The organism is Paraburkholderia sp. UCT2 (genome assembly GCF_014397665.1).
Classification (GTDB): Bacteria; Pseudomonadota; Gammaproteobacteria; order Burkholderiales; family Burkholderiaceae; genus Paraburkholderia; species Paraburkholderia tuberum.
The window spans coordinates 271,574-291,897 of the sequence record NZ_VZQO01000002.1 but is presented as its reverse complement, the minus strand read 5'-3'; the positions used below and the strand labels follow the sequence as shown (position 1 = coordinate 291,897).

Below are 20,324 nucleotides of genomic sequence, written 5' to 3'. Positions count from 1 at the left end.
GATGCGCGGGCGGCCGTCCGAAAAGATGTGAATTGCATTGCACCGTTACTGGCGCGACCTCAATGCGGAATCATCCATTGCAGGACGTTCTGCTGCGCCCAGACGAGCACGCCAAGCAGCACCGTTAGCAGAATCGAATGTTTGAAGGTCTTGGCGAACACGACGCCTTCCTTGCCCTTCAACTCGGTGGTCGCGACGCCGGTCGCGATGTTCTGCGGCGAGATCATCTTGCCCATCACGCCGCCCGACGAGTTGGTCGCCGCCATCAGCACCGGATTCAGATTGAGCTGGTTGGCCGCGACTACCTGCAGATTGCCGAACAGCGCATTGCCCGACGTATCGCTGCCCGACAGGAACACCGCCACCCAGCCGAGAAACGCCGACACGAGCGGAAACAGCGGCCCGACCGACGCAACGCCGAGACCGAGCGTGTAGGTGAGTCCCGAGAAGTTCATCAGGTAAGCGAGGCCGACGATCGTTGCCACGGTCAGGATCGCGATGCGCGTTTGCACCCACGTATCGGAGATCGCCTTGCCGAACTCGGCGGGCGAGAGCCGTACGACGAACGCCGTGATGAGCGCGGCGACGAGGATCGCGGTACCGGTCGCGAGCGGCTGGAAGTCCCAGATCGCGCCGTACGGCGTGTTGTAGAGCGTGATGAACACGGCCTTGTCGAGACCGGGCCACGACACCTTGATGTCGCCGATCGTGAAGATCCTCGCGATCGTCCAGATGATCACGACGACCGACACGATGATCCACGGATACCAGCCCTGTGCGCCGCCGATCTTGCCACGCACCTCGCTGATGCGATCGACGTTGACCGCGAATTTCGGATCGACGGCGGGCTTCCAGACGCGCAGGAACGCAACGGTGAGGATCAGCGAAACCAGCGACGACAGCACGTCGGTCAGGCTGTAGTTGATGAAGTTCGAGACGACGAACTGGGTCAGCGCGAAGCTCAGGCCCGAGACCAGCAGCACCGGCCAGATCCGCAGCATGTTGCGAAAGCCCGCGTACACGGCGATCACATAGAAGGGCAGCAGGACCGCGAAGAAAGGCAATTGCCGCCCGACCATCTTGCCGAGCACATCGGACGGCAGATGCGTGACCGCGCCGAGCACCGTGATCGGCACGCCGAGCGCGCCGAACGCGACCGGCGCGGTGTTGAAGATCAGCGTGAAGGTCAGCGCTTCGAGCGTCGGAAAGCCGAGCATGATCAGCAGCGAGCTCGTGATCGCGACCGGCGTGCCGAAACCCGAAATGCCCTCGAGCAGCGCGCCGAACGAAAAGCCGACCACGACGAGCACGATGCGCCGGTCGTTCGGCAGGTTGTCGATCATCCACAGGCGGAAGGCCTCGAAGCGTCCCGAGCGCTGCGCGATGTTGTACAGCAGGATCGCGGTGAACACGATCCACATCACTGGCCAGATCGCGAACACGACGCCAGCCGCGACCGAGTTGAACGCGAGCCCGACCGGAAACTGCCAGACGAAAATCGCCACGATCAAACCGATGATCAGTCCCGCGAGCGACGCTTGCCACGCGGGCCTGCGCGCCCAGCCGAGCAGCGCGAGCACGGCGATGATCGGCAGCGCGGCGACGATGAACGACGGAAAAAGCGAATTGCCAACCGGAGTGAGTAGTTGATGAAACATCACGTCTCCTTCGTTGTTGTGTAATTCGACGCGGGGGATTGCGCATGACGGCGCGTCGCTCTGATTCGGCGGACGCTCGCAAGTGGCCTCGACAAAGCGGCGTCGCCCGATTTAAGCGGGTGCTGCATGAAACCTTCCAAGGATAGAGCGCCTTACCGGCGCGTCAAGCCGGGAAAGTACGGGCGGGGTATGCGCGGTGGAGGGCGATACGCGCGGAAAAACGACTCATGAAGAAGCGCGCGCGCCGGCAGTTGAAGTGCCGGCGCGTGCACGCTCCGCGACGAAAGAGGACAGGTCAATGCGAGTGGCCGCCCCCATGACCGCCCCCATGACCGCCCCAATGGCCGCCCCAATAACCGCCAATGCCGATCGCAATCGACGGTCCGTAGTAGGCGGGGTAGCCGTAATAAGCGGGATAAGGATAAGCCGGCGGCGGATAGTAGGCGGGATAAACCGGCGGCGCCGCATACACGGGCGCGGGGACCGCATAACCGGGCGGCATGTCTTGCGGTGCGACCTGCATTTGCGCCTGGGCTTGAGGCGGCTGCTGTTGATCGGTCGCCGGCGCGGTTTGGTCGGCTGTGGTCGCGGGCGCGGTCGAATAGTACGACGGGTAATAGCCGGCGGGATAGTAGCCGGCGGGGTAATAGCAGCCTGCAAAAAAGAGACTCGAGGCGAGCACGCAAATCGCGGTGGCGGGACGCGCGAATCTCGCGGAAAAACCGGACGAATCGCGTGGCGTCGAGAGGCGCACCACGCAACGATGGGTGACGACGCGGGACTTCATGGCGCGCTCCTCGATGAACCGATGCCGCCTTGCGCGACGTCGTTATGAGGAGCTTACGCTCTTGCCGCGGCAGCGCTGTGGCAAAACCGCAACCGCATATTTCAGCCTATTCCCACGTGCGTTGTCGGGACGAGGGCGCACCGCATCCGCCGCCCTCGGCAGTCCGGATCGTGGTCCGAAAAAATGGTTTGCTGTCCTGTATGAATCGTTAGACGCGTCATCGGACGCAACGCTCACTTGCCGCTCACTTGCCGACCTGGTTACCGATGACGCCGCCTACCGCCGCGCCGCCCAACGTCGACAAGCCGCTGCCACCGATCGCCGCGCCAGCGGCGCCGCCGACACCCGCGCCGATCGCGGTATCGCGTGTGCGTGGGGACATGTCGCCGCATGCCGCGAGACCCGCGACAAGTGAAAGGGCGGCTGCGACCGTACCAAGACGAGTACCGAGATGACGGATCGATTTCATGATGCTGACTCCGCTCGTTGTTGGAAACAGATGTTTCCTTCTCTCAGCACACAACGTGCCTGCTCGATGCGGTGGAAAAGAAAAGCCCGCCATGCCGGCGGGCTTCGATACTGCACTGCTGGTTCGCGCGAATCGCGCAACCCGCTTATTGCCGCTGATAAATCTCCGCGCCTTGCTTCATGAACTCGATCGACTTTACCTCCATGCCTTTCTTCAGCGCTTCGTCGTCGGTGACGCCTTGTTGCGCGGCGAACTCGCGTACGTCCTGGGTGATCTTCATCGAGCAGAAGTGCGGGCCGCACATCGAGCAGAAATGCGCGACCTTGGCCGAATCCTTCGGCAGCGTTTCGTCGTGGAATTCGCGCGCCTTGTCCGGGTCGAGACCGAGATTGAACTGGTCTTCCCAGCGGAATTCGAAGCGCGCCTTCGACAGCGCGTTGTCGCGCACCTGCGCACCCGGATGACCCTTCGCGAGATCGGCGGCATGCGCGGCGAGCTTGTACGTGATGATGCCGGTCTTCACGTCGTCCTTGTTCGGCAGACCGAGGTGTTCCTTCGGCGTCACGTAGCACAGCATCGCGGTGCCGAACCAGCCGATCATCGCGGCGCCAATGCCCGACGTGATGTGGTCGTAGCCCGGCGCGATGTCGGTGGTCAGCGGCCCGAGCGTGTAGAACGGCGCTTCGTCGCACCAGTCGAGCTGCAGGTCCATGTTCTCCTTGATCAGCTGCATCGGCACATGGCCCGGACCTTCGATCATCACCTGCACGTCGTGCTTCCACGCGATCTGCGTGAGTTCGCCGAGCGTCTTCAGCTCGCCCAGTTGCGCTTCGTCGTTCGCGTCGTAGATCGAGCCGGGACGCAGGCCGTCGCCGAGCGAGAAGGCCACGTCGTAGGCCTTCATGATTTCGCAGATATCTTCGAAATGCTCGTACAGGAAGCTTTCCTTGTGATGCGCGAGACACCACTTCGCCATGATCGAGCCGCCGCGCGACACGATGCCGGTCATCCGGTTCGCCGTGAGCGGCACATATTGCAGACGCACGCCCGCGTGGATCGTGAAGTAGTCGACGCCTTGCTCGGCCTGCTCGATCAGCGTGTCGCGGAAGATTTCCCAGGTGAGGTCTTCAGCCTTGCCGTTGACCTTTTCGAGCGCCTGATAGATCGGCACCGTGCCGATCGGCACCGGGCTGTTGCGGATGATCCATTCGCGCGTTTCATGAATGTGCTTGCCGGTCGACAGATCCATCACCGTGTCGCCGCCCCAGCGGATCGCCCACGTCATCTTGTCGACTTCCTCGCCGATCGACGATGTCACCGCCGAGTTGCCGATGTTCGCATTGACCTTCACGAGGAAGTTGCGGCCGATGATCATCGGCTCGCTTTCCGGGTGATTGATGTTGTTCGGGATGATCGCGCGGCCGCGCGCGATTTCCTCGCGCACGAATTCCGCGGTGATTTCGGTGAGGCCGTTCGGACCGAACGCGCTCGCGCCGAATGCCTGGCCGGGGTGCTGACGGCCCATCATCGCGGCGAGCTTCGCGCCGTTCGGGCCGCTCGTCTTCAAGGTCTCGAGGTACTCGGCACGGCGCTGGTTTTCGCGAATCGCGATGTATTCCATTTCCGGCGTGATGATGCCTTGCTTCGCGTAGTGCATCTGCGTCACGTTCCTGCCGGCAATTGCACGGCGCGGCGTGCGATGCAGTCCCGGAAAACGCAGCTGCGCGGTGGCCGGATCGGCGGCGCGCTCGCGGCTGAAGCTGCTCGACAGACCGGTCAGCGGCTCGGTGTCGCCGCGCTCCTCGATCCACGCCTCGCGCAGCGCGGGCAGACCCGCGCGGATGTCGATCCTGGCGTCCGGGTCGGAGTAGGCGCCCGACGTGTCGTACACGTAGATCGGCGGATTCTTTTCGCCGCCGAAGCTGTCGGGCGTGTCGGCCTGCGAGATTTCGCGCATCGGCACGCGGATGTCGGGGCGCGAGCCGGTCACGTAGACCTTGCGCGAATTCGGCAACGGCGCGACGGCGGCCTCGTCCACGTGGGCTTCGGCGGAAATAAACTTCGGGTTGGCGTTCATGTAAGTCTCCGTACAAAGTGGGGCGGCTAAGCAGGAGACCGAGATGGAAGTAGTCGGAAATCGCGGAGAGGTGAGGCCCTTGAGGCTGGAGCGAAATCCGTACGCTTCCCTGCGCTGGCATTATCCAGATCAGGTTCAAAGGGTATTTCTCACCCACGCAACACGGACCTCCAGCTCCGCGCTACGCAGGACCCCCGCGTTAGCAGCGCACACGATACACCGGCCGCCCGCGGTTTGGCAACCTGTCTGAATGACTCAAAAAAAACTGGTCCGGATGAAACCAGACATCTCCTATGCTTGATTCGAGACCGCATCAGACAGGGCAACTTACAGCGAGGGAACGGCCGCCTTACAGTGAAAAATCGTCGGCGGCTTCAGGCTGATACAGGATTTTGTCGAGCTTGAGCACTTTCTGATCGCCGCTGGGTGGCGTGAAGCGGATGCTCTCGCCGCGGCGCGCGCCGAGCAGCGCGAGGCCTGCCGGCGAGAACACGTTCAGGCGCCCTTGCGCGAAATCGGCGTTGGGCGGATAGACGACGGTCCACGTCATCTGTTCGCCGCTCGCCGTGTCGCTCAGCGTGGCTTGCGAGTTCATCGTGACGACGTCGGCGGGGATGTCGTGCGAGTCGACGATCACCGCGCGTTCGAGCACATCGTCGAGCATGTGCTGCAACTTGGCGTCGGTGGCCGCGTATTTCTCGAGGCGCATCACGTCGAGTTCGGTCAGGTAGCAGGTTTTGATCTTCTTCATCATCAGGACTCCGGATAAGGCGGTCATGGATGGCCGCGTGCAACGACCCATGGGGTGGTCGGCGGATGAGTGGACGAATGGGAGAGCCCGGTGCCCGGCGACGCGGCCCTGGGTATTGGCGGGCTGCGTCAGCGAGGGCGCCGGGCGGCGTGAAGCGGGACCGTTCGGGACGTCTCGCCGGGGCCGTGCGACGCGACGCCCGCGCGCGCGCACTCGCCTGCGCGGCATGGGCGCAAGCGGGCGAGAGCACGGAAAGTCGGACGACGCAGAGCAGTCACGGGCAAAACGACCAGGTGTTGGGGAACAGCGATCGAGAGGTGCCGGGCGACAGAGCGTGAGGCCGCGCGGCAGCAGCGAGACGAAAGTTTGATGTTAGCACGCTGTCTCACGCAGCTCCGTTTGCGACGTCGCGCCCGTCGATTGGCCGTTTTTGTGCGGTGCGAGAAGAAAGCGGTGTGGTCCGCATTGCGTTCAAGCCAGTCAGAGGATTGCCGTTAAACAAAGTGCAGCGAAGGCCGCACTCCGGCGAAGCGATTCGCGGGATGGCGCGTGAATGGCGCGAGGCGACTCGCGCCGATTGACAAAGAGGTGCACATGAAAGCGGAAAGCAGGCGGTGGCGAACGTTCGGTCGCACAGTCGCGGGGGTGGCATTGCTTGCCGCGCCGCTGGCGGCGCCGGCGGCATCGACGGTGACGGGCGGCGTGATCCGGTTCGTGGGGATGATCGTTGCGCCGCCGATGCAGATCAGCGTGGATACGGCGCCCCCTGGCGTCGCCGTCGGTAGCGCGAGCGTGGCGGGTCAGCGCTTCTCGCGCACGGTGACGTTCAGCGCGCCGCCGGGCGTCGTCAGCGGGGCCGATGTCGCGCTCGAAGTGAACGGCGGCACGCAGTCGCGCGATCTGGTGGCGGCGCGTTTCGTCGATGGCACAGGGCGCGTCGCGACGGCCCGCGACGGCCACTACGCGGTCGATCGCGCGGGCGGCGTGCTGTCGCTGAACGCGAAGCGCACCGATACGGACACGCGCGTGACGGTGGTGGTCAGTTACGACTGAGTCGCGGGCGAGCTTTGGCTGGCTCATCCCGCGCCGGAAAAAAATTAAAAGAGGCTTGTCATAACCGGCCGCGCGGCTCGACAAACGTGCAGATTACAATCGGAGCACGTCATGTCGACCGCGCACAATCGCTCGATACTTCAGCGCTTTACGACTTTTTCGACGCCCGCCGTCGGCCTCGCGCTTTTTCTGCTGAGCGGTTCTGGCATCAGTGCGGCCGACGCGGCCGGGCCCCTATGCGCCACGCACAGCCCCGCGCACCGCGTCGCGCTCGTCGAGCTGTACAGCAGCGAGGGCTGCGATAGCTGCCCGCCCGCCGACCGCTGGCTCAGTCAATGGAAAAGCGACGGCACCGCGCACGGCATCGTGCCGCTCGCGCTGCACGTCGACTACTGGAACAGCCTCGGCTGGACCGACCGCTTTTCCCAGCATCGCTTCACCGAACGTCAGCAAACGCTGACGCGTCTCGCGGGCGCGCACACGCTCTATACGCCGGAAGTGTTCGTCGCCGGCCGCGAGCTGCGCGACTGGTCGCAACGCGACAGTTTCGAGCGCCGCATCGACGAGCTCGTCGCCGAACCCGCCCAGGCGAGCGTCGCACTTGCGCTGAGCCCGCGTGCGCCCGGCGCGTTCGATGTCGATGCGCAGTTCAGCACGACGGCAGCCGCCGCCACGGGTGCGTTGAGCGCCTATCTCGCGATCTATGAGAACGCGCTGACGACGCAGGTCGGCGCGGGCGAAAACCGCGGCGCGACGCTGCATCACGAGCGCGTCGTGCGCGCCTGGTTCGGGCCGGTGCCCCTCGTCTCCGGTCACGCGCGGATTCATCAGGACATCGATGTACACGCTGCGAGCGTCGATGCGCAAGCCGATCCGAGCGCCAACGCCGCCGACCGCTTCGGCGTGGTCGCGTTCGTCGAAAGCGACGCGAGCGGCGACGTGCTGCAAGCGACCGACCTTCCCGCGTGCCGTTGATCGACCTCGCGCGCGCCGCATTCACTACCGCTGCTCGAGGAGAGCCCCATGTCCACACCCCACGCCCTGCGCCCCAGCGCACCCGCCGCGCCCGCCGCGCCGAAGCGCGGCGTCATTCATCCGCTGTGGCTGCGCATCACGCATTGGCTGAATGCGCTCGCGGCGATCGTGATGATGCTGTCTGGCTGGCGCATCTACGACGCGTCGCCGATCTTCCCGGCGTTCAGCTTTCCGACCGCGATCACACTGGGCGGCTGGCTCGGCGGCGCGCTGCAATGGCACTTCGCGGCGATGTGGCTGCTGGTGTTCAACGGCCTCGTGTATGTCGCGCTGAATCTCGCGAGCGGGCGCTTCGTGCGCAAGTACCTGCCGCTGACGCCGCGCGCGGTACTGCGCGATTTCGTCGCCGCGTTGCGCGGGAAGCTGTCGCATGGCGATCTGCGCGTCTACAACGCGGTGCAGAAATTCGCCTACCTGTTCGCGATCGCCGATCTGATCGTGCTCGTGCTATCGGGGCTCGCGATCTGGAAGTCGGTGCAGTTTCCGCTGCTGCGCGAACTGATGGGCGGCTACGACAACGCGCGCATCGTGCACTTCAGCGCGATGTCGCTGCTGGCCGCGTTTCTCGCCGTGCATCTGGCGATGGTCGCGCTCGTGCCGCGCTCGTTGCTCGCGATGTTGCGCGGACGTTGAGCCCGCGGCTGCCCACGCGCATGCTCACGCTCATGAAATCGCAACGCGAATTCCAAACGGATACCGAATCATGAACAAGCCGATAGAGAAACCAGCGGACCCATCCACACATCGTGTGAGCCACAAGCTCGACCGCGCGTCGATCCTGCTCGATGCGAAGCGCGAACTGGCGATGCCGTCGCGGCGCCTGTTCGGCAAGCAGCTCCTGACGCTCGGCGGCCTGTCGATGCTGACCGGCTGCTCGCTGACCGACGACGCTTCCGTGAACCATTTTCTCACCGCCGTGTCGCGGCTGAACGATCGCGCGCAGGCCGCGCTGTTCGATCCGAAGCAGCTCGCGCCGACCTACACCGAAGCGCAGATCACGCGGCCGTTTCCATTCAACGCGTACTACGGCATCGACGACGTGCCGCACGTCGACGGCTCAGATTATCAATTGAAGCTGAGCGGTCTCGTAACCGGCCAGCGCGTGTGGACGCTGCCCGAGCTGTACGCGCTGCCACATGCCGAGCAGATCACGCGACATATCTGCGTCGAAGGCTGGAGCGCGATCGGCCGCTGGGGCGGCACGCCATTCGGCGATTTTCTGCGGCGCGTCGGCGCGGACACGACGGCGAAGTACGTCGGCTTCAAATGCGCGGACGACTACTACGAAAGCATCGACATGCCGACCGCTTTGCATCCGCAAACGCTGCTGACGTTTTCCTACGACGGCGAACGGCTGCCCGCGAAATACGGCTACCCGATGAAGCTGCGCATGCCGACCAAGCTCGGCTACAAGAATCCGAAGCACATCGTCGAAATATTCGTCACCAACACGTATCCCGGCGGCTATTGGGTCGACCAGGGCTACAACTGGTTCGGAGGCTCCTGACGCATGCGGGCGCACGCGCGCTTGCGGCAGCGGCTTCGGAAGCACGCCGGCTCTCGCCGGCTTCGATTCATCCACCACCAAGGAGTCATCCCATGAAGAAGATTGCAGTTACCACGATCGCGTTGTTGATGCTGGCAAGCGGCGGCACGGCCTTCGCGCAGGCGAGCGGCGCGATGTCGAACGATGAGATGTCGAAGAATGCGATGTCGAAAGATTCGATGTCCAAAGACAGCATGTCGAAGGACGGCACGAAAAAGGACACGATGAAGCACGACTCGATGAAAAAGGGCGGCGACGCGATGAAGCACGAGGCGTCGGGCGCGATGGGCAACTGAGTCGGCGTCGAGCGTGCCTAGCGATCCTTTCGATGTATGGCCGCGCATCGAAAGGATCCGACACTGACCGCAAGCCGGGGATGCGTCCCCGGCTTTTCTGTTGCGGGAAACCAAAAAGTTACGATTCTGTCGCGTGGCGTTCTCGGCGCTTACTGCATAATGCGGTGCGCGCCGCGGCCTTGCCAACCTTGCCGCCGCGCAGCGCGGCCGCGTTGCATCGTGTCGTTCTGACCGGCGCGGCCGCCACCGCCGTTTCTGGCGCTTCCGGCGCCGCCCATCGTCTTACCGTTCCACCCGACATGTCCGCCAGCCTCGCCCGTCCGACCGCATCGCCGATGCGGTGCCCGCCATCCCGCCCGAAAGGTATCGACGCAGGCTCGGCGCCTCGCGGGCATCGAGCGCATCGCGCGGGTCGAGTGGCGACGGCGGACTGAAGCATGTCGCTGCAACGTTCAGCTTTTTCTCCGCGCGGCTGGCCGCTGCGTCTGCCGCAGTCGCGCAACGGGCGGATCGCGCTCGCGCTTGCCGTCGTTTATCTGGTGTGGGGCTCGACGTACCTCGGCGTGCACGTCGCGCTCGGCTCGTTCCCGCCGCTGCTGATGTCGGGCTTGCGCAACCTGTTCGCCGGCATCGGTCTGTTCGTGTTCGCCGCGCGCCGCAAGCCGATCTGGCCGAGCTTCGCCGAAATCCGCAACGCGGGCCTCGTCGGCACGATGCTGGTGGGGCTGTCGAGCGGCATGCTCGCCTACGGCATGCGCACGGTCGGCACCGGCACCGCGGCCGTGATGGTCGCGACCGTGCCGCTGTTCGCGACCGTGATCGCGGCCGTCGCCGGACGCAAGATCGGCCGCGGCGAATGGTTCGCGGTCGGGCTGGGGCTCGCCGGCATCGTGATTCTGAGTCACGGCGACAGCACGCCGGGCTCGACGGGCGGCAGTCTCGCGATTCTGTGCGGCGCGCTGTTCTGGGCCGGCGGCGCGCATCTGGCCGGGCAGCTGAAGCTGCCGTCGGACCTGTTTCTGTCGACCTCGCTGCAGATCGGCCTCGGCGGCGCGATGTCGACGCTGGTCGCGTGGGCGTCGGGCGAGCGGATGCTCGAGCTGCATTTTCTGCCTCTCGTCGCGTTCCTGTATCTGATGTTGATTGGGACGATGGCGGCGTACGTCGCCTACGGTTATCTGATTCGCCACACGAGCCCGATCATCGCGAGCAGCTGCATGTATGTGAATCCGGTCGTCGCGGTCGCGCTGGGCGCGCTGCTGCTCGGCGAGCCGGTCACCCGCTCGACGGTAATCGCGACGATCGTGATTCTGATCAGCGTCGGCCTGTCTTTCTGGTTCGATTACCGGAACAAGCGCAGCGCCTGATAGCGGCGCGGTTCTCGTCGAACCGCGCGCCCGCTGTCAAAGCCTTGCCGCCAGCTCCGCGCCCTCGCGGATCGCGCGCTTCGCATCGAGCTCGGTCGCCGTGCCGTTTCATCGCGTTCTGAAAACGCGTCGCGTCGAGTGCCAGCCAGCACGCAATCATTCACGAAAAAAAAGCCCGCAGCGGAATCCCGCGACGGGCTTTGCAAATCCCGCTGCCATGTGCCGGCTTATTTCGCCTTATCCGCCTCGTTCGTGATGGCGTGGCCGCCCTTCGAAATATCTTCGCCGGCGCCCGCCATCGTGTTGCAGCCGGTGACAAGCATGGCGGTTCCTGCGAGCACAAGCAAAGCGATCAGTCGAGTCATGAAACTTCTCCTTGTCGAGAATGCATCGGTTGATGTCGTCCGACCGGGGCCATGCCAGTCGATCAGGTCTCGATCCGGTTTCGAACCGGTCTGATTGCATGGTAAAAAAAGGGCGGGGGCGGCGCTGTCGGCCGTGCCGCGATTTTGTCGTAGGCGTGCTCCGGTGTTGGCGTCGGCGCACTCCTACAACGGCTTGGGGGCGCTGCGGCGAGCATCTGTCAGACGGGGCTTTGCGACGAAGTGGGCGGCGTGGCCGGCGAGGTCAGCGGCTGATCGACCGAAGGCGTCGCGGCGCTTGCGCTCGGCATCACGACGTCGATGTCGGTGCCGTATTGCGCGCCACGGCGGATGTCGAAGCGCCCGCCATGCGCGGCCACGCGCTGACGCATGCCGAGCAGGCCGTGCGTATGTGTGCGCTTCAGGTCGGCCGGCATGATGCCGACGCCGTTGTCCGCGATATGCAGCGCGACCTCGCCGTCGCCGACCCGCAATGCGATTGCGACCTTCGAGGCCCGCGCGTACTTGGCGGCGTTCGTCAGCGATTCCTGCGCGACCCGAAACAGCGCGATTTCGGTCTGCTCGTCGAGCTGGATATCGTCGGCGGGCAGGTGCAGCTCGAGCGTCCAGTTGTTGCGCTGCGCGGCTTCGTCGGCGAGCGTGCGCAGCGCGGTAACGAGCCCGAAATTGGCCAGCACGGTCGGCCGCATGTCCTCGATGATGCGCCGCTTCAACGCGATGCCCTGGTCGAGATTGGCGAGCGCGCGCTGCAGCTTGTCGGCGATGTCCGGCTCGCTGTCCTTCAGCTTGCGGCGCGCCCATGCGACGTCCATCCGGCATGCGGTCAGAATCGCGCCGAGTTCGTCGTGCAACTCGCGCGCGAGCTGGGTCTTTTCGTTTTCGCTGACCGCCTGCAGATGCCAGCCGAGCGCTTCGAGCTGCCGCGTGCGCTCGTTGACGAGCTGGTCGAGTTCCTCCTGCTGCGTGATCAACTGACGCTGCGCGCGCGCCTGCCGGTCGATCTGGATGCCGAGATTGCGAAACAGCAGAATGAACAGCACGATGTTCAGCGCCGACAGACCCGCCGCGCACAGCGTCGACAGCCGCTGGTCGGCGCGGCTCGCGGCCAGCGCGTGCTGAGCGCGGCGCTCCTCGTTGTCGCGCAGCAGCGCGAGCGTACTGTCGATCAGCGACGCGTCCGCCGGGTTGACGTCGCTCGCGCTTCCGCATGCGCCGAGATCGAGCGGATGCGGCGCGGCGTGCTGCATCGCAGCGGCGCCCGCGCCGATGCGCGCGTCGATCAGCGCGAGAATCTGCGTGAAGCTCGCGAGTTCCGCGCTGTCCGCGCGGCCGCCGCGATAGAAGTGGTCCAACTGCTGGGTGGTGTCGCGGATGCGCGCGGCGCTCGCGCAGAACGCGTGGGCGGAGGCGTCGTCCTTCGTCAGAAGAAACTGGTTTTGTTGCGCGGTGAGGCGCGACAGCTCGCTCGCGAGTGTGCTCAGTCGCACGGTGACGTCGCGCGCTTCAAGCGCGGTCTCATACTCGGCGGTGATGCGCTGACGCGCGGTCTCCAGAATCACGAGGCCTCCCACCGTGATCACGATCGCCACCGTCATCGCGATCGCCCAGCTGCGATTGCGCATCCACTCGGCGAGCCGCGCCGTGGCGCGCGCGCCAGGTTGTTCCGGCGGGTTCTGCAGATTCGACACTTTCGGCTCCAGAAAGAGGGCATCGACTCCGGCATCGACTCCGGCATCGCGCGAAGCCGCGCGCGTAATGTCGTCGTAATCCAATGTAAGCGGATTCTCACACGAAAAACGGCGAGCGTCGGAATGCGCGCGGCGCCGCGCATCGATAGCATGGACCCGATCGTTCATGCAATGTTTCGGGAGGAAGCCATCATGTTGAAGTGGGCACTGTTCTTCGCGATCGTCGCGGTGATCGCCGGTCTTCTCGGCTTCACCGGCATCGCGGCCGGCGCGGCGGCGATCGCGAAGTTCCTGTTCTTCGTCTTTGTCGTGCTGTGCGTGGTGTTCCTCGTGCTGGGCTTCGTCGTGACGAAGAAAATGATCGATTAGCGCGGCCATCGCGGTGGCGGCAAGCCGCGCCCTCACAGCAGGCGAGCGATTTGCTGGTAGTCGATTGGAAGGCCAACAAAAGGGAGAAATGCCATGCTTCACTATGCCATCGTCTTCTTCGTGATTGCGATCATCGCAGCCGTGTTCGGCTTTACCGGCATCGCGGCCGGCGCGGCCGAAATCGCGAAGATCCTGTTCTACATCTTCCTCGTCGTGTTCGTGGTCACGTTGCTGCTCGGCGTGTTTCGAACCTAGCCGCGCGAGCCGGATGAACGCAACATGAGGTAGGCAGCGAAGTACGCAATGTAGAAACAGGTAGTCAACAAGGCGCGTGAACGCGCGGCGTTTGAATCCCCGATTGAGGCGCCCGCGTTCGAAGCGCGCCGTCATTCCACCCTGGGCGCATCAGGCGCGATTCGTGCCGATGCGCGATTCCCCCAAATACCGGATAAAGGAGAAGTTCGATGGCGAAGCAATCTGGCGAGACGTTCGTGATGGACATCAAGAAGATCCGCGAGGACGCGCGCAAGCATATGTCGGATGGTCCGGTCACGCAGAGCTATGGCGCGAATCGCGAGACGGTGCTCAAGCTGCTCAATGACGCGCTCGCCACCGAGATCGTCTGCACGCTGCGCTACAAGCGCCATTACTTCATGGCGAAGGGCATCAATTCCGAAGCGGTCGCGACGGAATTTGCCCAGCACGCAACCGAGGAGCAGGAGCACGCCGATCGCATCGCCGAGCGCATCGTGCAGCTTGGCGGCGAACCGGATTTCGCGCCGGACGGCATCAAGGCGCGCGCGCATTCGGAATACAAGGAAGGCACCGATCTGACCGACATGATTCGCGAGAACCTGATCGCGGAGCGCATCGCGATCGACACGTACCGCGAGATCGTACGGTATCTCGGCGAGAAGGACGTGACCACGCGCCGGCTGTTCGAGGAGATTCTCGCGGTCGAAGAAGAGCATGCCGACGATATGGCGGATCTGCTCGCGGGGCGCGAGTAGCGCACCAGGCGACAGGGAAGCGTCGAGGACCGGGTCGCGGGCGAACTCGGGAATGCCGGCAGCTGCGGTGCGAAGCCGCCTTGGCATTCCGCGTCCGGCCGTGGCCCCGGATCATTACAATGTCCGCATCGGAGCGACTCCCTTTGCACGGAACCCAACCGATGATTCGAGTGCTGATAGCTGACGATCATGCGATCGTTCGAGGTGGATTCAGACAGTTCGTCGCCGACGAGCCGGACATGTGCGTCGCCGCGGAGGCCGCCACCGGCGAGGAAGCGATCGGCCTCGTGCGCGAGCAGGCATTCGACGTCGTGCTGCTCGACATCGCGATGCCGGACAAGAACGGCATCGATACGTTGCGTGTGATCAAGCAGGTGCGTCCCGAGCAGGGCGTGCTGATTCTATCGGGCTATCCCGAGAGCCAGTACGCGATCAATCTGCTGCGCGCGGGCGCGAACGGCTATCTGAACAAGGACTGCGAGCCGGAAGAAATCGTGCGCGCGATCCGCTCGGTCGCGCGCGGGCATCGCTATCTGTCGGAGGCGGTCGCCGATACGCTTGCCGACAATCTCGACAAGCCTGCCGCCGGGCGTCCGCATGAAGCGCTGTCGGAGCGCGAATTCCAGATCTTCTGCAAGCTCGCGGCCGGCCAGTTGCCGACCGAGATTGCCGAAGAGCTGCATCTGTCGGTCAAAACGGTGAGCACGTATCGCGCGCGGGTGCTCGAGAAGATGCGTCTCGCGAACAACGCGGACCTCACGTATTACGCGATCAAGAATGGCCTGATCGAATGACGGACGATCGAGATATCCCGATGAACAGCGAATCGAACCCCGCTACCGAGTCAGCCAGCCGCGCGCCGTTGCGCGTGCTGCTGATCGAGGATTCGCCGCTGATCCGCCGCAGCCTCGTGGAGGCGATCGATGCGTCGGGCCTGCTGCGCGTGGCCGCTTATGCCGATTCCGCCGATCAGGCGATCGCGCTGCTCGGCGACGAAGCGTTCGACGCGGTGATCGTCGATTTGCAACTGAAGCTGGGCTCGGGCGTGCCGGTGCTCGCGTATCTGCAGCGCGAGGGGTTGATCGATTCGATGTTCGCGGCGGTGCTGACCAATCACGCGTTGCCCGCGTACCGCGAGCGCTGCGAGCAGTATGGCGTGCGGCACTTTTACGACAAATCGTTCGAGTTCGATCGCGTGCTCGATGCGCTGCATGAGTATGCGTTGGGGAGGGGTGGCGGGGTGTAACGACTCGACCGTGGTTGGCGTTTCTAGTCCTGTTTCCACACTCCGCGCTTCATCGCTTCTTCGAGCATCCCAAGGGTAAGCGAACGTCCGCCGAGCAATTCTCGCGCGCTGGAACTGAACGGGGACTTCAACGCGGCCACAACGATGTCGCGCTTTCGCATGTTGGCGGATGGAACGTGGTAAGCGACGTCGAAATCGCGCAGGTCCACGTGGAAGCGGTCAGCCCATGCCTGCATCACCTCGACGATTTTCGCCGGCTCCCAATCCAGATCGTGATACAGATCCATGTCACGGGTCAGCTTGTCGTCGAGAGGCAGCCCGGCGGGAGTGCGCATTTCGCGGATGAACCGAGCGAGATCGAGCCACGTGTCGTTCATTACAGACGATCCTCCGGCTGATATCAATGCCCAGCCCGCGCCGGCAACCGCAAATGATTCCACGCGCCGAGCCCGGCAAACGCGATCCCCGCGATAGTCACGCCGACCCACCCGAACACCGGCCACACGATCGCGCCGACACCCGAGCCCAGCGCCCCGCCGATGAAATACGCGACCATGTACACGGTATTCACGCGGCTGCGCGCATCGGGCTTCAAGGCGTAGATGCGCGACTGATTCGAAATCTGCGCGGCCTGCACGCCGATGTCGAGAATGATCACGCCGACCACGAGTCCCGCGATGCTCTTCGCCGACGCACCGAAGATCACGAACGCGATCACGACCAGCACGAGCGACACGGTGATGATCGCGCGCGGCCCACGCCGGTCGGCGAACTTGCCGGCGAGCGGCGCGGCCAGCGCGCCGGCCGCGCCGACGATACCGAACAGCCCTGCCGCTTGCGGCCCGAGATGAAACGGCGCGCCCGCGAGCAGCAGCGCGAGCACCGACCAGAAAATGCTGAACGCGCCGAACAACGCCGCACCGGTCAGCGATGCCTCGCGCAGCGCGCGATGCTCGGTTACCAGGTGCCACATCGACACGAGCAGCTTGCCGTACGGCAACGTCGAGGTCGGCTGACTCTTCGGCAAACGCAAAATGATGACGACCGCGAGTGCGAGCAGCGCGACGACGGATACGCCAAACACCGCGCGCCAGCCGAAGTATTCGGCGACGATGCCCGCCGCGGTCCGGGCGAGCAGGATGCCGAGCAGCAGGCCGCTCATCACGGTGCCGACCGCGTGGCCGCGCTCGGACGGCGGCGCGAGTTCGGCCGCGAACGGCACCGCCTGTTGCGCGATCGTCGCGAGCACGCCGATCGCGAGACTCGTGACGATCAGCACCGCGAGCGTCGGTGCCGACGCCGCAATGACGAGCGCGACGCACATGCCGGCGATCTGCAGCAGGATCAGCAGACGCCGGTCGAAGCGATCGCCGAGCGGCGCGAGCAACAGCATGCCGGCGGCGTAGCCGAGCTGCGTGACGGCCGGCACCGCGCCGACCCATGACGCGCTGCCCGGAAACGACTGGCGGAAGTTATCGAGCAGCGGCTGGTTGAAATAGATGTTTGCGACCGAGACACCGGCGATCGTCGCGAGCAGCAGCAACACGCCGCGCAACGACCGGGCGGAGGAAGCGGAAGTGGAAGCGTCGGAAGTGGACATGACAGGGGCGGATCGACGGACCGGCCCATGCGCGGTCCTCAAGCGTGCCGATCATACCGGAGCGGCGGGGTTCGTGCTGACGGCCGCGCGAGGCTCGCCCGCGCAGCCGGTATCAGGCGGTTGCAAAGTGTGTCCGGTGGTTCAGTCGATCAACGCGCCAGCGTCGTAGAACGGATACGGGCCGTCGGCCGCGTCGACATACGCATGATGCGTGACGATGCCCGTCGCCGGATCGTAGTAATGGAGCGCATACGCGGGCGGCTCCATCACGAACGCCGATGGTCCGTCCTCGCGAAAATCGAGCGCCACCTGGTGCGCGGGCGCTGGAATCGCGCTCGCGATCGTGCCGCCGAAGCGCACGAACATCGACCGATGCACGTGCCCGCAGAGCACGCGCTCGACGTTGGGATGCTGTGCGATCAACGCCGCGAGCTTGTGCGACGCCGCCCGGTCGAGCCGGATCTCGTCCATATGCCCGATGCCGCACGCGAACGGCGGGTGATGCAGCGCGACCACGACCGGCTTGCCGCGCGCCGCATCGAGCTGCCGCTCGAGCCACGCGAGCCGCGTGTCGCACAGCATGCCGGCGCTCGAACCGGGCACCAGCGAATCGAGCGCGATCACGCGCAGCGGGCCGACGTCGAGCGCGTACTGCACGAACTCGCCGCCGCTCAGCAATTCCTCGCGCTCGGGAAACGCCGCGCGCAGCGCGTCGCGTTCGTCGTGATTGCCGACCATCAGGAAGTAGGGGATCGCGAGCGGCGCGAGCAGTGTTTTCAGGCGTGCGTACTGCTGGGGGTCGCCCTGATCGACGAGGTCGCCGGTGATCAGCACCGCGTCGGGGCGCGGGGTGAGCGCGTTGAGCGCGTCGACGCAGCGCGCGAGGTAGGGGGCGGTATCGACGCGGCGATACGCGAGTGCGCCGGGTTGCTTGATATGCAGGTCGCTAATTTGAGCCAGCAGCATGACAGAGGTCCTTCGGGTTGCTTCATGTCGGGCGCCAGGATGCGGCGCTGTTTTTACCTACGATAGCGCAATCAGTGCGTCCGGCTCGATCGAGATGCCGACCGGCGTGCCGCGCGCGAGCTCGATGCGGCCCGCGACGTCGACGAAGAGCGGCTCGGGCGCGGCACCGCCAATCGTCAGCCGCGTGCGTTCGCCGAGGAACGCGGTGCTTTCGATCTGGCCGCGCAGCTGCGCGAGCGCGGGGTCGGTGAGCCGGGCATCCTCGGGGCGAAAGAAGATTTCGTGCGCGCCGCGTGCGTTCGACGCATGCGCGGGCAACGGCACGGCGCCGCCGCTCGTCGCGAGCATGCCGTCGCGGGGCTCGCCTGCGACACGGTTGATCGTGCCGACGAACTGCGCGACCGTGCGATTGGCCGGACGATAGTAGATGTCGCGCGGCGAACCGATCTGCTCGATGCGTCCCGCGCTCATCACGACGATGCGATCGCCGAGCTCCATCGCTTCGGCCTGATCGTGCGTCACGTAGACGGTCGTGATGCCGAGTTCGCGCAACAGCGCGTTCATCTCGCTGCGCAATGCGTCGCGCAGACGCGCGTCGAGCGCGGTCAGCGGTTCGTCGAGCAGCAGCACGCGCGGCTGCACCGCGAGTGCGCGGGCGAGCGCCACACGTTGACGCTGGCCGCCCGACAGTTGATCGATCGGTTTGTCGGCGTGCGCGATGAGCCGCATCATGCCGAGCAGTTCGTCGACGCGTTGTCGCGCGACTGCGGCCGGCACGCGTTTGATCTTCAGGCCGTAGCCGATGTTGCCGCGCACGGTCAGGTTCGGAAACAGCGCGTAGCTCTGGAACACCATGCCGACCGCGCGTTTTTCGATCGGCAGCGTGGTCACGTCGTCGTCGCCGAATGCGATGCGGCCGCCCGCGTCAGGTGTTTCGAGGCCCGCGATCAGGCGCAGCGTCGTCGTCTTGCCGCAGCCCGACGGTCCGAGCAGCACGAGGGTTTCGCCCGCGCCGATCGTCAGGTCGAGCGGTTCGAGCACGCGCGTGCCGCGAAACGTTTTGGCGCACTGCGTGAGCGTGATGGGAACCGAGGTCAGTTTCATGGTGTGTCGATGGGCTTCGCGGAAGAGGCGGCGCCGCGCTTCTTCGACGCGCTGCGCTGGCCGGTCGCATCGACGCCGAGCCATTGCATCGCGACGAGCAGCGGCATCGTCATGATGAAGAACAGGATCGTGTACGCGCTGCCGATCTCGATGCGCATCGACGCGTAGGTGTCGGCCAGGCCGACCGGCAGCGTCTTCGTGTCGGGCGTGTGCAGCATCCACGTGAGGTTGAATTCGCCGATCGACAGCGTGAGCACCGCGAGCGCGCCCGCGACGATGCCTGGCCGCGCGTTCGGCAGCACGATCGTGACGAAGCGCGTGAAGAAGCTCGCGCCGAGGCTCGCCGCGCCTTCTTCGAGCGTGCGCAGATCGCTGCTCGCGCAGACCGCCGCGACTGCGCGCACCATGAACGGCAGCGTGAACACCACATGCCCGACGACGATGAATGCGGCGCTCATCCGAAACGCCGTGAAGCCGCCGTAGATCACCAGCAGCGCGAGTGCCGATGCGAGGCCGGGCAGCGCGATCGGCAGCACCAGAAACTCCTCGACGATGCGTGCGAAGCGCGTCTTGCTGCGCGCGAGCACATAGCCCGCGGGCACGCCGGTCAGCAGCGTGACGACGAGCGTCGCCGCGGCCACTTCGAGCGATAGCCACACCGAGTCGTGATACTGGGTCCACACTTCGACGAGCCAGCGCAGCGTGAGCCCGCTCGACACGCCCTTGAAGTAGTTGACCGTCAGCCCGGCGACGATCGACATGACGACCGGCACGATCAGGAACGCGCACAGCAGTAGTGTGACGAACCATTGACCCGCGGCGAGCCATGTTCGCGTGGAAGGCCACGCGCGTCGCGCGCGCGGTCCCGCTGCCGGTTGCGAAGACGGCGAAGGGGCGGTGATTGAGTTCATAGGTAGGT

Annotated in this window: 23 protein-coding genes and 1 riboswitch; of the genes, 11 read left to right on the top strand and 12 right to left on the bottom strand. The window is 65.0% G+C overall.

The window, feature by feature from the left end; translation table 11 throughout:
- Window positions 1–59: 59 nt before the first annotated feature.
- The 5 genes from F6X39_RS02995 to F6X39_RS02975 all read right to left on the bottom strand — a co-directional run bounded on the left by F6X39_RS02995 (window position 60) and on the right by F6X39_RS02975 (window position 5,745).
- Window positions 60–1,658, bottom strand: a complete 1,599-nt coding sequence (locus tag F6X39_RS02995; RefSeq protein ID WP_187615503.1) for an L-lactate permease — start codon at window positions 1,656–1,658, stop codon at window positions 60–62.
- Between the two features lie 295 nt (window positions 1,659–1,953).
- Window positions 1,954–2,445 (bottom strand): hypothetical protein, encoded by a 492-nt coding sequence (locus F6X39_RS02990; RefSeq protein ID WP_187615502.1) that lies wholly within the window; start codon window positions 2,443–2,445, stop codon window positions 1,954–1,956.
- A gap of 244 nt (window positions 2,446–2,689) precedes the next feature.
- Window positions 2,690–2,914, bottom strand: coding sequence for a glycine zipper 2TM domain-containing protein (locus F6X39_RS02985; RefSeq protein ID WP_184047976.1), 225 nt, complete (start codon window positions 2,912–2,914; stop codon window positions 2,690–2,692).
- Window positions 2,915–3,059: 145 nt separating this feature from the next.
- Window positions 3,060–4,991 carry a phosphomethylpyrimidine synthase ThiC gene (gene thiC / locus F6X39_RS02980; protein WP_187615501.1) on the bottom strand — a complete coding sequence of 644 codons (1,932 nt, stop codon included), beginning with the start codon at window positions 4,989–4,991 and terminating at the stop codon, window positions 3,060–3,062.
- Window positions 4,992–5,079: 88 nt separating this feature from the next.
- A riboswitch (TPP riboswitch) is annotated at window positions 5,080–5,197 on the bottom strand.
- Window positions 5,198–5,340: 143 nt separating this feature from the next.
- Window positions 5,341–5,745, bottom strand: a complete 405-nt coding sequence (locus tag F6X39_RS02975; RefSeq protein WP_262413148.1) for a GreA/GreB family elongation factor — start codon at window positions 5,743–5,745, stop codon at window positions 5,341–5,343.
- A 591-nt stretch (window positions 5,746–6,336) separates the two neighbouring features.
- Between F6X39_RS02975 and F6X39_RS02970 the strand changes: the two genes are divergently transcribed.
- The 6 genes from F6X39_RS02970 (at window position 6,337) to F6X39_RS02945 (ending at window position 11,039) form a co-directional block, all read left to right on the top strand.
- Window positions 6,337–6,795 carry a hypothetical protein gene (locus tag F6X39_RS02970; protein ID WP_187615500.1) on the top strand — a complete coding sequence of 153 codons (459 nt, stop codon included), beginning with the start codon at window positions 6,337–6,339 and terminating at the stop codon, window positions 6,793–6,795.
- 111 nt (window positions 6,796–6,906) lie between these two features.
- A complete protein-coding gene (locus tag F6X39_RS02965; protein ID WP_187615499.1) occupies window positions 6,907–7,770 on the top strand; it encodes a DUF1223 domain-containing protein in 864 nt (287 codons plus the stop codon).
- A 48-nt stretch (window positions 7,771–7,818) separates the two neighbouring features.
- Window positions 7,819–8,463: a cytochrome b/b6 domain-containing protein gene (locus F6X39_RS02960; protein ID WP_187615498.1), complete on the top strand. Its 645-nt coding sequence runs from the start codon at window positions 7,819–7,821 to the stop codon at window positions 8,461–8,463.
- A 70-nt stretch (window positions 8,464–8,533) separates the two neighbouring features.
- On the top strand, window positions 8,534–9,337 hold the full coding sequence (locus F6X39_RS02955) for a molybdopterin-dependent oxidoreductase (protein WP_187615497.1): 804 nt from the start codon (window positions 8,534–8,536) through the stop codon (window positions 9,335–9,337).
- A gap of 92 nt (window positions 9,338–9,429) precedes the next feature.
- Complete coding sequence (locus tag F6X39_RS02950; protein ID WP_184022049.1) at window positions 9,430–9,672, top strand: pentapeptide MXKDX repeat protein; 243 nt, start codon at window positions 9,430–9,432, stop codon at window positions 9,670–9,672.
- Window positions 9,673–10,109: 437 nt separating this feature from the next.
- Complete coding sequence (locus F6X39_RS02945) at window positions 10,110–11,039, top strand: EamA family transporter (protein WP_187610929.1); 930 nt, start codon at window positions 10,110–10,112, stop codon at window positions 11,037–11,039.
- Window positions 11,040–11,266: 227 nt separating this feature from the next.
- Here the strand turns inward: F6X39_RS02945 and F6X39_RS02940 are convergent, their stop codons facing one another.
- Complete coding sequence (locus F6X39_RS02940) at window positions 11,267–11,404, bottom strand: entericidin A/B family lipoprotein (protein WP_018421109.1); 138 nt, start codon at window positions 11,402–11,404, stop codon at window positions 11,267–11,269.
- A gap of 218 nt (window positions 11,405–11,622) precedes the next feature.
- Window positions 11,623–13,278: a sensor histidine kinase gene (locus F6X39_RS02935; RefSeq protein WP_262413138.1), complete on the bottom strand. Its 1,656-nt coding sequence runs from the start codon at window positions 13,276–13,278 to the stop codon at window positions 11,623–11,625.
- Window positions 13,279–13,302: 24 nt separating this feature from the next.
- Here F6X39_RS02935 and F6X39_RS02930 point away from each other — a divergent pair, with 24 nt between their 5' ends.
- The 5 genes from F6X39_RS02930 to F6X39_RS02910 all read left to right on the top strand — a co-directional run bounded on the left by F6X39_RS02930 (window position 13,303) and on the right by F6X39_RS02910 (window position 15,735).
- Window positions 13,303–13,479: a DUF1328 family protein gene (locus F6X39_RS02930; RefSeq protein WP_090805380.1), complete on the top strand. Its 177-nt coding sequence runs from the start codon at window positions 13,303–13,305 to the stop codon at window positions 13,477–13,479.
- 93 nt (window positions 13,480–13,572) lie between these two features.
- Entirely contained in the window at window positions 13,573–13,734 is a 162-nt protein-coding gene (locus F6X39_RS02925) for a DUF1328 domain-containing protein (RefSeq protein WP_006052455.1), read from the top strand.
- 209 nt (window positions 13,735–13,943) lie between these two features.
- Window positions 13,944–14,489, top strand: a complete 546-nt coding sequence (locus F6X39_RS02920; RefSeq protein ID WP_187615496.1) for a bacterioferritin — start codon at window positions 13,944–13,946, stop codon at window positions 14,487–14,489.
- A 161-nt stretch (window positions 14,490–14,650) separates the two neighbouring features.
- On the top strand, window positions 14,651–15,283 hold the full coding sequence (locus F6X39_RS02915) for a response regulator transcription factor (protein ID WP_013089872.1): 633 nt from the start codon (window positions 14,651–14,653) through the stop codon (window positions 15,281–15,283).
- Window positions 15,284–15,303: 20 nt separating this feature from the next.
- Window positions 15,304–15,735 (top strand): response regulator, encoded by a 432-nt coding sequence (locus F6X39_RS02910; protein ID WP_187615495.1) that lies wholly within the window; start codon window positions 15,304–15,306, stop codon window positions 15,733–15,735.
- Between the two features lie 23 nt (window positions 15,736–15,758).
- Here the strand turns inward: F6X39_RS02910 and F6X39_RS02905 are convergent, their stop codons facing one another.
- The 5 genes from F6X39_RS02905 to F6X39_RS02885 all read right to left on the bottom strand — a co-directional run bounded on the left by F6X39_RS02905 (window position 15,759) and on the right by F6X39_RS02885 (window position 20,316).
- On the bottom strand, window positions 15,759–16,112 hold the full coding sequence (locus F6X39_RS02905) for a DUF1493 family protein (protein ID WP_187615494.1): 354 nt from the start codon (window positions 16,110–16,112) through the stop codon (window positions 15,759–15,761).
- A 23-nt stretch (window positions 16,113–16,135) separates the two neighbouring features.
- A complete protein-coding gene (locus F6X39_RS02900) occupies window positions 16,136–17,335 on the bottom strand; it encodes an MFS transporter (protein ID WP_187615493.1) in 1,200 nt (399 codons plus the stop codon).
- A gap of 141 nt (window positions 17,336–17,476) precedes the next feature.
- Window positions 17,477–18,301 carry a phosphodiesterase gene (locus F6X39_RS02895; protein WP_187615492.1) on the bottom strand — a complete coding sequence of 275 codons (825 nt, stop codon included), beginning with the start codon at window positions 18,299–18,301 and terminating at the stop codon, window positions 17,477–17,479.
- Between the two features lie 57 nt (window positions 18,302–18,358).
- Window positions 18,359–19,405 carry an ABC transporter ATP-binding protein gene (locus F6X39_RS02890; RefSeq protein WP_184071030.1) on the bottom strand — a complete coding sequence of 349 codons (1,047 nt, stop codon included), beginning with the start codon at window positions 19,403–19,405 and terminating at the stop codon, window positions 18,359–18,361.
- Window positions 19,402–20,316 (bottom strand): ABC transporter permease, encoded by a 915-nt coding sequence (locus tag F6X39_RS02885; protein WP_184063806.1) that lies wholly within the window; start codon window positions 20,314–20,316, stop codon window positions 19,402–19,404. Before F6X39_RS02885 ends, F6X39_RS02890 begins: the two co-directional genes overlap by 4 nt.
- Between the last annotated feature and the right edge of the window lie 8 nt (window positions 20,317–20,324).

Bases quoted from the DNA above. Each gene is read 5' to 3' on its own strand.
- F6X39_RS02960 (WP_187615498.1), top strand. From the start codon at position 7,819: ATGTCCACACCCCACGCCCTGCGCCCCAGCGCACCCGCCGCGCCCGCC.
- thiC (WP_187615501.1), bottom strand. From the start codon at position 4,991: ATGAACGCCAACCCGAAGTTTATTTCCGCCGAAGCCCACGTGGACGAG.
- F6X39_RS02945 (WP_187610929.1), top strand. From the start codon at position 10,110: ATGTCGCTGCAACGTTCAGCTTTTTCTCCGCGCGGCTGGCCGCTGCGT.
- F6X39_RS02950 (WP_184022049.1), top strand. From the start codon at position 9,430: ATGAAGAAGATTGCAGTTACCACGATCGCGTTGTTGATGCTGGCAAGC.
- F6X39_RS02900 (WP_187615493.1), bottom strand. From the start codon at position 17,335: ATGTCCACTTCCGACGCTTCCACTTCCGCTTCCTCCGCCCGGTCGTTG.
- F6X39_RS02930 (WP_090805380.1), top strand. From the start codon at position 13,303: ATGTTGAAGTGGGCACTGTTCTTCGCGATCGTCGCGGTGATCGCCGGT.
- F6X39_RS02915 (WP_013089872.1), top strand. From the start codon at position 14,651: ATGATTCGAGTGCTGATAGCTGACGATCATGCGATCGTTCGAGGTGGA.
- F6X39_RS02905 (WP_187615494.1), bottom strand. From the start codon at position 16,112: ATGAACGACACGTGGCTCGATCTCGCTCGGTTCATCCGCGAAATGCGC.
- F6X39_RS02955 (WP_187615497.1), top strand. From the start codon at position 8,534: ATGAACAAGCCGATAGAGAAACCAGCGGACCCATCCACACATCGTGTG.
- F6X39_RS02940 (WP_018421109.1), bottom strand. From the start codon at position 11,404: ATGACTCGACTGATCGCTTTGCTTGTGCTCGCAGGAACCGCCATGCTT.
- F6X39_RS02920 (WP_187615496.1), top strand. From the start codon at position 13,944: ATGGCGAAGCAATCTGGCGAGACGTTCGTGATGGACATCAAGAAGATC.
- F6X39_RS02885 (WP_184063806.1), bottom strand. From the start codon at position 20,316: ATGAACTCAATCACCGCCCCTTCGCCGTCTTCGCAACCGGCAGCGGGA.
- F6X39_RS02935 (WP_262413138.1), bottom strand. From the start codon at position 13,278: ATGAACGATCGGGTCCATGCTATCGATGCGCGGCGCCGCGCGCATTCC.
- F6X39_RS02995 (WP_187615503.1), bottom strand. From the start codon at position 1,658: ATGTTTCATCAACTACTCACTCCGGTTGGCAATTCGCTTTTTCCGTCG.
- F6X39_RS02925 (WP_006052455.1), top strand. From the start codon at position 13,573: ATGCTTCACTATGCCATCGTCTTCTTCGTGATTGCGATCATCGCAGCC.
- F6X39_RS02975 (WP_262413148.1), bottom strand. From the start codon at position 5,745: ATGATGAAGAAGATCAAAACCTGCTACCTGACCGAACTCGACGTGATG.
- F6X39_RS02895 (WP_187615492.1), bottom strand. From the start codon at position 18,301: ATGCTGCTGGCTCAAATTAGCGACCTGCATATCAAGCAACCCGGCGCA.
- F6X39_RS02985 (WP_184047976.1), bottom strand. From the start codon at position 2,914: ATGAAATCGATCCGTCATCTCGGTACTCGTCTTGGTACGGTCGCAGCC.
- F6X39_RS02990 (WP_187615502.1), bottom strand. From the start codon at position 2,445: ATGAAGTCCCGCGTCGTCACCCATCGTTGCGTGGTGCGCCTCTCGACG.
- F6X39_RS02910 (WP_187615495.1), top strand. From the start codon at position 15,304: ATGAACAGCGAATCGAACCCCGCTACCGAGTCAGCCAGCCGCGCGCCG.
- F6X39_RS02890 (WP_184071030.1), bottom strand. From the start codon at position 19,405: ATGAAACTGACCTCGGTTCCCATCACGCTCACGCAGTGCGCCAAAACG.
- F6X39_RS02965 (WP_187615499.1), top strand. From the start codon at position 6,907: ATGTCGACCGCGCACAATCGCTCGATACTTCAGCGCTTTACGACTTTT.
- F6X39_RS02970 (WP_187615500.1), top strand. From the start codon at position 6,337: ATGAAAGCGGAAAGCAGGCGGTGGCGAACGTTCGGTCGCACAGTCGCG.